Source organism: Citrobacter sp. Cpo147 (assembly GCF_030332405.1).
GTDB classification, from domain to species: Bacteria; Pseudomonadota; Gammaproteobacteria; order Enterobacterales; family Enterobacteriaceae; genus Citrobacter; species Citrobacter portucalensis.
The window spans coordinates 34,054-45,511 of the sequence record NZ_JAOWHX010000025.1 but is presented as its reverse complement, the minus strand read 5'-3'; the positions used below and the strand labels follow the sequence as shown (position 1 = coordinate 45,511).

The following is an 11,458-nucleotide window of genomic DNA, read 5'->3' as shown; positions in this document are numbered from 1 at the left end:
AAGTGAGAGGAAAAGGCGCTGCATCATCACTGGCAGTGAATAATGACGAGAAACCTCCCGACCGTATGAAGGAATTTACACGTAACGAACGGTGCTACACTTGTATGTAGCGCATCTTTCTTTACGGTCAATGAGCAAGGTGTTAAATTGATCACGTTTTAGACCATTTTTTCGGCTGAACAGCATAAAAAAATATGGGCGAAAAACAGGTAACGGTTATTTTTGACATACGGTTTATCCGAATTGATGGCGATTATTGTGAGCGCTTGCGCCGCGGCAATCGACAACATGACGGATAGCAACATCAGGCGATACGTCTTGTACCTCTATATTGAGACTCTGAAACAGAGACTGGATGCCATAAATCAACTGCGTGTGGATCGCGCGCTTGCTGCCATGGGACCTGCCTTCCAGCAGGTATACAGTCTGCTGCCGACATTATTGCACTACCACCATCCGCTGATGCCGGGTTACCTCGATGGTAACGTTCCCAAAGGCATATGCTTTTACACGCCTGATGAAACCCAACGCCACTACCTGAACGAACTGGAACTGTACCGCGGTATGTCGCCGCAGGATCCTCCCAAGGGCGAACTGCCGATCACCGGCGTTTACTCAATGGGCAGCACCTCTTCGGTAGGGCAAAGCTGTTCCTCTGACCTTGATATCTGGGTCTGCCATCAATCCTGGCTGGATAGCGAAGAGCGCCAGCTGCTGCAGCGAAAATGTAGTCTGCTGGAAAGCTGGGCCGCCTCGCTGGGCGTGGAAGTCAGTTTCTTCCTGATTGATGAAAACCGTTTCCGTCACAATGAAAGCGGCAGTCTGGGTGGTGAAGACTGTGGCTCGACGCAGCATATCCTGTTGCTTGATGAATTCTATCGCACCGCTGTGCGCCTCGCGGGTAAACGTATTCTGTGGAATATGGTGCCGGGCGACGAAGAAGAGCATTACGACGATTACGTCATGACGCTCTACGCACAGGGGGTGCTTACGCCAAACGAATGGCTGGATCTCGGCGGGCTCAGTTCGCTTTCCGCCGAAGAGTACTTTGGCGCCAGCCTCTGGCAGTTGTACAAGAGTATCGACTCCCCGTACAAAGCGGTGCTGAAAACGCTGCTGCTGGAAGCCTATTCCTGGGAATACCCAAATCCACGCCTGTTGGCGAAAGATATTAAACAGCGCCTGCATGACGGCGAGATCGTCTCTTTTGGTCTCGATCCTTACTGTATGATGCTGGAGCGCGTTACCGAGTACCTCACGGCGATCGAAGATCCGACGCGGCTGGATTTAGTGCGTCGATGTTTCTACTTAAAAGTGTGTGAGAAACTGAGCCGTGAGCGCGCCTGCGTGGGCTGGCGTCGTGAAGTATTAAGTCAGTTAGTGAAAGAGTGGGGCTGGGATGACGCCCGTCTGACCATGCTGGATAACCGCGCTAACTGGAAGATTGACCAGGTACGCGAAGCGCATAACGAACTGCTCGATGCGATGATGCAGAGCTATCGTAACCTGATCCGCTTTGCGCGGCGCAATAACCTCAGCGTCAGCGCCAGCCCGCAGGATATCGGCGTGCTGACCCGTAAGCTGTATGCCGCGTTTGAAGCGTTGCCGGGTAAAGTCACGCTGGTGAACCCACAGATATCTCCGGATCTCTCGGAACCGAATCTGACCTTCATCCATGTGCCGCCGGGCCGTGCCAACCGTTCCGGTTGGTATCTCTACAACCGCGCGCCTAACATGGACTCGATCATCAGCCATCAGCCGCTGGAATATAACCGCTATCTCAACAAGCTGGTGGCGTGGGCCTGGTTCAACGGCCTGCTGACCTCGCGTACGCATTTGTTTATTAAGGGCAACGGCATTGTTGATTTGCCGAAGCTACAGGAAATGGTCGCCGACGTGTCGCACCACTTCCCGCTGCGACTGCCTGCACCAACGCCGAAAGCGCTCTATAGCCCATGCGAAATTCGCCATCTGGCGATTATCGTTAACCTCGAATATGACCCAACGGCCGCATTCCGTAATCAGGTGGTACATTTTGATTTCCGTAAGCTGGATGTCTTCAGCTTTGGCGAAGAGCAAAATTGCCTGGTAGGAAGCGTCGACCTGCTGTACCGCAACTCGTGGAATGAAGTGCGTACGCTGCACTTCAACGGCGAGCAGGCGATGATTGAAGCGTTAAAAACGATTCTGGGCAAAATGCACCAGGATGCCGCGCCGCCGGATAGCGTCGAGGTCTTCTGCTATAGCCAGCATCTGCGCGGTTTAATTCGCACCCGCGTGCAGCAACTGGTGTCTGAGTGCATCGAGCTACGCCTCTCCAGTACCCGTCAGGAAACCGGACGTTTCAAAGCGCTGCGTGTTTCCGGCCAGACGTGGGGATTGTTCTTCGAGCGCCTGAACGTTTCGGTACAGAAGCTGGAAAACGCAATTGAATTCTATGGTGCGATTTCACATAACAAACTGCACGGCCTTTCCGTCCAGGTTGAGACCAACCATGTGAAACTGCCGTCGGTGGTCGACGGTTTTGCCAGCGAAGGGATTATTCAGTTCTTTTTCGAAGAAACGGGTGATGAGCAGGGCTTTAATATCTACATTCTGGACGAAAGTAACCGGGCCGAGGTGTATCACCACTGCGAAGGTAGCAAAGAGGAGTTGGTACGCGACGTAAGCCGTTTCTACTCATCGTCGCACGATCGCTTTACCTACGGCTCCAGCTTCATCAACTTTAACCTGCCGCAGTTCTATCAGATTGTGAAAACCGACGGGCGCGCGCAGGTGATTCCGTTCCGTACCCAACCGATTAGCGCCGTTCCGCCAGCCAGTCAGGACAACGACACGCCGCTGTTACAGCAGTATTTCTCGTGAGTTAACTTGCCCGGTGGCGCTATGTTTACCGGGCCTACAGTAGGCCGGATAAGCAAAGCGCATCCGGCAAATAAATCAACGGAAGCTCACCTCTTCACCCGCCTGCTGTGTTGCCGCCTGTTCCAACAGATCCCAGAACGTTTCGCCGCTTCGGTCGCAGATCCACTCGTCGCCTTTCAGGTCAAAGTGGTAGCCGCCCTGTTTGGTCGCCAGCCACACCTGATGCAGCGGCTCCTGACGGTTAATGATAATTTTGCTGCCGTTTTCGAAGCTGATGGTCAGCACGCCGCCGTTGATCTCACAATCGATATCGCTGTCGCCATCCCAGTCATCCAGACGTTCTTCAATGGTCATCCACAGGGTGTCAGCAAGGCGATGAAATTCACTGTCGTTCATTTTCTTATCCTATTTTTCGTGATGCTCGCAGTATAACGTGGAATAAATCGCGATGCAGTTTTTAGCCAAACTCTTGCTTTTACGCCTTCTCCTGCGATGATAGAAAACAGAAAGCATGAACTTTACAGGCAATCCATAATGAAAAACGTGTTAAAGCCACTCGCTGTCATTTTTACTCTGTTCAGCCTGACGGGGTGTGGGCTAAAAGGCCCGCTCTATTTCCCGCCAGCTGATAAAACCGCGCCGCCTCCGACCAAGAGCGTTCAGCCGCAATCGCAATCCACCACGCCTGAGAAAAACGATCGTGGGATTAGTGATGGGCCTTCTCAGGTGAATTACTAACGGCAGAAATAGATTTTACATTTCTGTACCCGCGTGAACGGAGTGAATGATGCAATTCTCTAAAATGCATGGCCTTGGCAACGATTTTATGGTCGTCGACGCGGTAACGCAGAATGTCTTTTTCTCACCAGAGCTGATCCGCCGCCTGGCCGACAGACATCTCGGCGTTGGATTTGATCAACTGCTGGTGGTTGAGCCTCCGTATGATCCGGAGCTGGATTTCCACTACCGTATTTTTAATGCCGACGGCAGTGAAGTGTCACAGTGTGGCAATGGCGCCCGCTGTTTTGCCCGTTTTGTTCGCCTGAAAGGGCTGACTAATAAACGTGATATTCGCGTCAGTACCGCGAATGGTCGTATGGTATTAACCGTAACCGACGACGAGCTGGTGCGGGTGAATATGGGCGAACCCAATTTTGAACCCTCGCAGGTTCCTTTTCGCGCTAACAAAGCAGAGAAGACCTATATTATGCGCGCGGCCGAACAGACAGTATTGTGCGGCGTGGTTTCAATGGGGAACCCGCACTGCGTGATTCAGGTTGATGATGTTGATACGGCCACGGTAGAAACACTGGGACCGGTTCTGGAAAGCCACGAACGCTTTCCTGAACGCGCCAATATCGGATTTATGCAGGTGGTAAAACGCGAACATATCCGACTGCGCGTCTATGAGCGCGGCGCGGGTGAAACGCAGGCCTGCGGCAGCGGTGCGTGCGCTGCCGTTGCGGTCGGTATCCAGCAGGGTCTGCTGGCAGAAGAAGTGAGGGTGGAATTACCGGGCGGTCGACTTGATATCGCCTGGAAAGGTCCGGGTCATCCGCTGTATATGACTGGCCCGGCGGCACATGTCTACGACGGATTTATTCACTTATGAAGCAACCAGGGGAAGAACTACAGGAAACGCTCATGGAGCTGGACGACCGGGCGGTCGTCGATTACCTGCAACGTAATCCTGAGTTTTTTATCCGTAATGCCCAGGCCGTTGAAGCGATGCGAGTTCCGCACCCAGTGCGGGGCACGGTCTCTTTAGTGGAATGGCATATGGCGCGGGCGCGTAATCATATTAACGTGCTGGAAGAGAACATGGCGTTGTTGATGGAACAAGCCAACGCCAATGAAAGCCTGTTCTATCGTCTGTTAAATCTGCAAGGGCGGCTGGTGTCGGCCAGCAGTCTTGACGACATGCTGATGCGATTTCATCGCTGGGCGCGTGAGTTAGGGCTGGCCGGAGCGACGGTTCGTCTGTTCCCGGATCGCTGGCGACTTGGCGCGCCATCAAAATTCACCCATCTGGCATTAAGCCGTCAGGCTTTTGAACCGCTGCGTATCCAGCGTCTGGGTCAGTCACAGCACTATCTTGGGCCGCTTAATGGTCCGGAATTGCTGGTCATGATGCCGGAGGCGAAAGCCATAGGCTCGGTGGCGATGTCGATGCTCGGGCAAGATGGCTCTCTGGGCGTGATGCTGTTTAGCAGCCGTGACGTTAATCATTACCAGCAGGGGCAAGGCACGCAATTGCTGCAGGAAATCTCGCTGATGTTGCCGGAGCTGCTGGAGCGCTGGATTGAACGCGTATGACCGATTCACCCCTTTCTCAGGATGTGGCGCGCTTTTTGCGCTATCTGGGCGTTGAGCGTCAGCTTAGCCCGGTCACATTGCTTAATTATCAGCGTCAGCTTGATGCCATCATTGCGTTAGCCGGAGAGACCGGTCTGCAAAGCTGGCAACAATGTGATGCTGCGATGGTACGCAGTTTTGCTGTTCGCAGCCGTCGTAAGGGACTGGGGCCGGCGAGTCTGGCGCTGCGTCTCTCTGCGTTACGCAGTTTCTTCGACTGGCTGGTTAATCAGGGCGAGCTGAAAGCCAATCCGGCAAAAAGCGTTTCCGCGCCGAAAGCACCGCGTCATCTCCCTAAAAATATCGATGTCGACGATGTTAATCGTCTGCTGGATATCGATCTCAACGATCCCCTTGCCGTGCGCGATAGAGCAATGCTGGAAGTGATGTACGGCGCGGGGCTGCGTTTATCTGAGTTGGTTGGGCTGGATATTAAACATCTCGACCTCGACACCGGCGAAGTGTGGGTGATGGGTAAGGGCAGTAAAGAGCGTCGCCTGCCGATTGGCCGCAACGCGGTGGCGTGGATTGAGCACTGGCTGGATCTACGCGGGCTATTTGGCAGCGATGACGATGCGCTATTTCTGTCCAAACTGGGCAAACGTATCTCGGCGCGTAACGTGCAGAAACGCTTTGCTGAATGGGGTATCAAGCAGGGGCTGAACAGCCACGTACATCCCCACAAATTGCGTCACTCCTTTGCGACGCATATGCTGGAGTCGAGCGGCGATCTGCGCGGAGTGCAGGAGTTATTGGGTCATGCCAATCTCTCCACGACTCAAATCTATACCCATCTTGATTTTCAACACCTGGCTTCAGTGTACGATGCGGCGCATCCGCGCGCCAAACGGGGGAAATAATGCGTTTTTACCGGCCTTTGGGGCGCATTTCTGCGCTCACCTTTGACCTTGATGACACCCTTTACGATAACCGTCCCGTTATCACACGCACCGAGCAGGAAGCGCTCGCGTTTGTACAGAATTACCATCCGGCGTTGAATTCGCTGCAAAATAGCGACCTACAGCGCTTACGTCAGGCCGTTCGCGACGCCGAGCCGGAAATCTACCACGATGTTACCCAATGGCGTCACCGTGCCGTAGAGCGCGCTATGCTGGAGGCGGGGTTGTCAGCGGCAGAAGCCAGAATGGGGGCGAATGCGGCAATGATGAATTTTGCCAAATGGCGTAGCCGCATTGAAGTCCCGCAGACGACGCATGACACGCTGAAGGCGCTGGCCCGCGAATGGCCGCTGGTGGCGATCACCAACGGTAACGCGCAGCCGGAACTGTTTGGCCTGGGTGATTACTTTGAGTTTGTGCTGCGCGCCGGTCCCGACGGGCGATCAAAGCCCTTTAGCGACATGTACACGTTGGCGGCGGAAAAACTGAAAATGCCTGTGGGTGAGATTCTGCACGTGGGTGATGACCTGACAACGGACGTCGCGGGCGCCATCCGTTGTGGTATGCAGGCCTGCTGGATCAAACCGGAAAATGCCGACCTGATGCAAACCGCAGACAGTCGTTTGCTTCCGCATATCGAAATTTCACAGTTGGCATCTCTGACCTCGCTGATATAATCACCAGCAGAACTCTGTATATATACCCAGCTTTTTGGCGGATGGCGCTACGCTTATCCGCCTTACCTACTTTTACGCGGCGGTGCCAATGGACGTTTCTTACCTGCTCGACAGCCTTAATGATAAACAGCGTGAAGCGGTGGCCGCGCCACGCAGCAACATGCTGGTTCTGGCAGGCGCGGGGAGTGGTAAAACGCGCGTGCTGGTGCACCGTATCGCCTGGTTACTGACGGTTGAGAACAACTCGCCGTACTCCATTATGGCGGTGACCTTTACCAACAAAGCGGCGGCGGAAATGCGCCACCGTATCGGCCAGATCATGGGAACCAGCCAGGGCGGTATGTGGGTCGGTACATTCCACGGTCTGGCCCACCGTCTGCTGCGCGCGCATCATATGGATGCAAACCTGCCGCAGGATTTTCAGATCCTCGACAGCGAAGACCAACTGCGTTTGCTCAAGCGTCTGATCAAGGCGATGAACCTTGATGAGAAGCAGTGGCCGCCGCGTCAGGCGATGTGGTTCATCAACAGCCAGAAAGACGAAGGGCTGCGTCCGCACCACCTGCAAAGCTACGGCAACCCGGTTGAGCAAACCTGGCAGAAAGTGTATCAGGCTTACCAGGAAGCGTGTGACCGCGCGGGGCTGGTGGATTTCGCCGAGCTGCTGCTGCGCGCTCACGAGCTGTGGCTCAACAAGCCGCATATCCTGCAGCACTACCGCGAACGCTTTACCAATATCCTGGTGGACGAATTTCAGGATACCAACAACATTCAGTACGCGTGGATCCGCCTGCTGGCGGGCGATACCGGTAAGGTAATGATCGTCGGCGATGACGATCAGTCAATCTACGGCTGGCGCGGAGCGCAGGTGGAGAACATCCAGCGCTTCCTCACTGACTTCCCCGGCGCAGAAACTATTCGCCTGGAGCAAAACTACCGCTCAACTAACAATATCCTCAGCGCGGCCAACGCCCTGATTGAAAACAACAACGGGCGTCTGGGTAAAAAACTGTGGACCGACGGCGTCGACGGCGAACCGATCTCGCTGTACTGCGCGTTCAACGAGCTTGATGAAGCGCGCTTTGTGGTCAATCGCATCAAGACCTGGCAGGACAACGGCGGAACGCTGGAACAGTGCGCCATTCTTTATCGCAGTAACGCCCAGTCGCGCGTACTGGAAGAGGCGTTGTTACAGGCTAGCATGCCGTATCGGATCTATGGCGGGATGCGCTTCTTCGAACGCCAGGAAATCAAAGATGCACTTTCCTACCTGCGTCTGATCGCCAACCGCAATGACGACGCCGCATTTGAGCGCGTGGTGAATACGCCCACCCGCGGGATTGGCGATCGTACTTTGGATGTGGTGCGTCAGACCTCCCGTGACCGCCAGCTAACGTTGTGGCAGGCCTGTCGTGAGCTGTTGCAGGAAAAAGCCCTCGCGGGTCGCGCCGCCAGCGCCTTACAGCGCTTTATGGAGCTGATTGATGCACTGGCGCAGGAGACCGCCGATATGCCGCTGCACGTGCAGACTGACCGGGTGATTAAAGACTCCGGCCTGCGCATGATGTACGAGCAGGAAAAAGGTGAGAAAGGCCAGACGCGTATCGAAAACTTAGACGAACTGGTGACGGCAACGCGCCAGTTCAGCTACAACGAAGAAGACGAAGACTTAATGCCGCTGCAGGCGTTCCTGTCTCACGCCGCGCTGGAAGCGGGCGAAGGGCAGGCGGATACCTGGCAGGACGCGGTACAGCTGATGACGCTGCACTCGGCGAAAGGTCTGGAGTTCCCGCAGGTGTTTATCGTGGGGATGGAAGAAGGTATGTTCCCCAGCCAGATGTCGCTGGACGAAGGTGGCCGCCTCGAAGAAGAACGGCGCCTGGCTTACGTCGGTGTAACCCGCGCGATGCAGAAGCTGACGCTGACCTATGCCGAGACGCGTCGTCTGTACGGCAAAGAGGTTTACCATCGTCCGTCGCGCTTTATCGGCGAACTGCCGGAAGCGTGCGTTGAAGAGGTTCGCCTGCGTGCCACGGTCAGCCGCCCGGTGAGTCATCAGCGGATGGGCACGCCAATGGCGGAAAATGATACCGGCTACAAGCTCGGCCAGCGCGTGCGCCACGCTAAGTTTGGCGAGGGCACCATCGTTAATCTGGAAGGAAGCGGCGAACACAGTCGTTTGCAGGTCGCATTCCAGGGGCAGGGGATCAAATGGCTGGTTGCCGCCTACGCCAGACTGGAAACGGTATGATCGCCTGATGTCGCTGCGCTTATCAGGCCTACGCAGAACGTAATATTTTGATTTGTAGGCCGGATAAGGCGAAGCCGCCATCCGGCTATCTGTCGGTTAATATTCTGAAATCATAGATAAATAATTCCCCTCTGCTAACCTTTCTGTATAAGGGGAAATTATTACTTTTTCGCCATCCGTTGCGTGTTGACGTCAAAATTTTGCTGGCGTAACATGCGCGCACGATTACGCTAAGAGGACATTCGCCTTGGACACACCCAGTAGATACTGGCTCATTATCCTGTCATCCAGGATCAACTCCTAAGGCTATCCCTTTTTGCTGATAGCCTTCGCGGTTGTCAGCGACCTTCTGTTTTTTCCCGTCGCGCTGAGTCAGGCTGTTTAATGGTCTGAAACCCAATTTGTTTCTGTGTGCCCTCCGAACTGTCCGATAATTTTTTGCATTGGGAGTCCCGGTCATGCTGAGCGCATTTCAACTGGAAAACAATCGTTTAACTCGCCTTGAGGCAGACGAGATCGAGCACCTGGCCAGTTCGGTCTGGGTCGATTTAGTCGAGCCGGATGACGAAGAACGAAACCGTGTGCAAAAGGACTTGGGCCAGAATCTGGCTACGCGCCCTGAACTGGAAGACATCGAAGCATCCGCACGTTTTTTTGAAGACGAAGACGGTCTGCACATCCACTCCTTCTTCTTTTACGAAGACGCCGACGATCACGCAGGTAACTCAACCGTCGCATTTACCATTCGCGAAGGCCGCCTGTTTACTCTGCGCGAGCGCGAACTGCCGGCCTTCCGCCTGTACCGCATGCGTGCGCGTAACCAGGCGATGGTGGATGGCAACGCCTACGAGCTGTTGCTCGACCTGTTCGAAACCAAAATTGAACAGCTGGCGGATGAGATCGAAAACATCTACAGCGACCTGGAAAAACTCAGCCGTGTGATCATGGAAGGGCGTCAGGGCGATGAGTATGACGAAGCGCTGTCGACATTGGCGGAACTGGAAGATATCGGCTGGAAGGTACGTCTGTGTCTGATGGATACCCAGCGCGCGTTGAACTTCCTGGTACGTAAAGCGCGTTTGCCGGGCAGTCAGCTGGAGCAGGCGCGTGAGATCCTGCGCGATATCGAGTCCCTGCTGCCGCATAATGAATCGCTGTTCCAGAAGGTTAACTTCCTGATGCAGGCGGCGATGGGCTTTATCAACATCGAGCAGAACCGCATCATCAAGATCTTCTCGGTGGTTTCTGTGGTATTCCTGCCGCCGACGCTGGTGGCTTCCAGCTACGGGATGAACTTTGAGTTTATGCCGGAATTGCACTGGAGCTTCGGTTACCCGGGCGCGATTGTCTTTATGATGCTCGCGGGTCTGGCGCCGTATCTGTACTTTAAGCGCAAGAACTGGCTGTAGTCACTGTACTTTATCCGGTCTACGGCGATGTGCTTTTGTAGGCCGGATAAGCGAAGCGCCATCCGGCACTCCCCTAGCTCCGACGAACCCGTCGTTGCGTATAAATCGCATCCATCACGAAAATCGCCAGCGCCACCCAGATAAACGCAAACGTGACCATTTTATCCGTTCCCGGAACTTCACCATAGAAGGTGACGGCCAGCAGGAACATCAGCGTAGGCCCGATATACTGGAAGAATCCCAGCGTTGACAGACGCAGGCGGGTTGCCGCGCCGGTAAAGCACAACAGCGGAATGGTGGTCACGACACCCGCGGCAATCAACAGCAGGTTGAGCGACATGGGGTTTTGCCCCATATGGCTGGTTGAGCTGTCCGCAATGCCAAACAGATAGATGGCGGCGACAGGTAAAAGCCACAGGGTTTCGATCAGCATGCCGGTTTGTGCTTCGACGGCAATCTTCTTGCGCACCAGCCCATAGAACGCAAAGCTGAACGCCAGTCCCAGCGCGATTATTGGCAGCGATCCGAAGGTCCACAGCTGTACCAGCACGCCGCAGGCGGCTAACAGTACCGCCAGCCACTGCATGCGACGAAAGCGCTCACCGAGGAATAGCATTCCCAGCACAATATTCACCAGTGGGTTAATAAAATAGCCGAGGCTGGCTTCCAGCATATGGTGATTATTGACCGCCCAAATGAACAGCAGCCAGTTTCCGCCGATGAGCACTGCAGAGAGCGCCAGCAGGAAGATCTTCTTTGGCGTTTGTAGCAGCGTTTTGACACCTGACCACTGGCGGCTGATGCTCATCAGTACCACCATAAAGAAAAATGACCAGATGACGCGGTGCGTCAGGATCTCATCCGCCGGAACATAGTAAATCAGCTTGAAGTAGGCGGGAGCGATACCCCAAATAAAATAAGCAGCAAGAGCGAGTAGCACGCCCTGCCGCGTTTGTTTAGCATCCATCGGGAAAACTCATTGCAGAAATGTAACAGCAGTTT

Annotated in this window: 11 protein-coding genes; 9 read left to right on the top strand and 2 right to left on the bottom strand. The window is 54.6% G+C overall.

Going from position 1 to position 11,458, the window contains the following annotated elements; translation table 11 throughout:
• The first annotated feature begins 318 nt into the window (after nucleotides 1–318).
• A complete protein-coding gene (gene cyaA, locus OGY06_RS00710; RefSeq protein ID WP_032934207.1) occupies nucleotides 319–2,865 on the top strand; it encodes a class I adenylate cyclase in 2,547 nt (848 codons plus the stop codon).
• Nucleotides 2,866–2,940: 75 nt separating this feature from the next.
• Here cyaA and cyaY read toward each other — a convergent pair whose 3' ends face one another.
• Nucleotides 2,941–3,261 (bottom strand): iron donor protein CyaY, encoded by a 321-nt coding sequence (gene cyaY, locus OGY06_RS00705; protein ID WP_003828967.1) that lies wholly within the window; start codon nucleotides 3,259–3,261, stop codon nucleotides 2,941–2,943.
• A 138-nt stretch (nucleotides 3,262–3,399) separates the two neighbouring features.
• Here cyaY and lptM point away from each other — a divergent pair, with 138 nt between their 5' ends.
• The 8 genes from lptM to corA all read left to right on the top strand — a co-directional run bounded on the left by lptM (nucleotide 3,400) and on the right by corA (nucleotide 10,456).
• Nucleotides 3,400–3,603, top strand: coding sequence for an LPS translocon maturation chaperone LptM (gene lptM / locus OGY06_RS00700; protein ID WP_003017937.1), 204 nt, complete (start codon nucleotides 3,400–3,402; stop codon nucleotides 3,601–3,603).
• Between the two features lie 49 nt (nucleotides 3,604–3,652).
• Nucleotides 3,653–4,477 (top strand): diaminopimelate epimerase, encoded by an 825-nt coding sequence (gene dapF, locus OGY06_RS00695; protein ID WP_003017933.1) that lies wholly within the window; start codon nucleotides 3,653–3,655, stop codon nucleotides 4,475–4,477.
• On the top strand, nucleotides 4,474–5,181 hold the full coding sequence (locus OGY06_RS00690; protein WP_008787084.1) for a DUF484 domain-containing protein: 708 nt from the start codon (nucleotides 4,474–4,476) through the stop codon (nucleotides 5,179–5,181). Before dapF ends, OGY06_RS00690 begins: the two co-directional genes overlap by 4 nt.
• Nucleotides 5,178–6,080, top strand: coding sequence for a tyrosine recombinase XerC (gene xerC, locus OGY06_RS00685; RefSeq protein WP_103015294.1), 903 nt, complete (start codon nucleotides 5,178–5,180; stop codon nucleotides 6,078–6,080). Before OGY06_RS00690 ends, xerC begins: the two co-directional genes overlap by 4 nt.
• Complete coding sequence (yigB, locus tag OGY06_RS00680) at nucleotides 6,080–6,796, top strand: 5-amino-6-(5-phospho-D-ribitylamino)uracil phosphatase YigB (RefSeq protein ID WP_164563281.1); 717 nt, start codon at nucleotides 6,080–6,082, stop codon at nucleotides 6,794–6,796. Before xerC ends, yigB begins: the two co-directional genes overlap by 1 nt.
• Nucleotides 6,797–6,884: 88 nt before the next feature.
• Nucleotides 6,885–9,047 (top strand): DNA helicase II, encoded by a 2,163-nt coding sequence (uvrD, locus tag OGY06_RS00675; protein WP_240389544.1) that lies wholly within the window; start codon nucleotides 6,885–6,887, stop codon nucleotides 9,045–9,047.
• Between the two features lie 247 nt (nucleotides 9,048–9,294).
• A complete protein-coding gene (gene ysgD / locus OGY06_RS00670) occupies nucleotides 9,295–9,351 on the top strand; it encodes a YsgD/CorL family protein (protein WP_212723238.1) in 57 nt (18 codons plus the stop codon).
• Nucleotides 9,352–9,505: 154 nt separating this feature from the next.
• The gene (gene corA, locus OGY06_RS00665) at nucleotides 9,506–10,456 is read left to right on the top strand and encodes a magnesium/cobalt transporter CorA (RefSeq protein ID WP_003017920.1); all 951 of its coding nucleotides are present in this window, start codon (nucleotides 9,506–9,508) and stop codon (nucleotides 10,454–10,456) included.
• A gap of 73 nt (nucleotides 10,457–10,529) precedes the next feature.
• Here corA and rarD read toward each other — a convergent pair whose 3' ends face one another.
• Complete coding sequence (gene rarD, locus OGY06_RS00660) at nucleotides 10,530–11,423, bottom strand: EamA family transporter RarD (protein WP_003828953.1); 894 nt, start codon at nucleotides 11,421–11,423, stop codon at nucleotides 10,530–10,532.
• Nucleotides 11,424–11,458 lie beyond the last annotated feature (35 nt).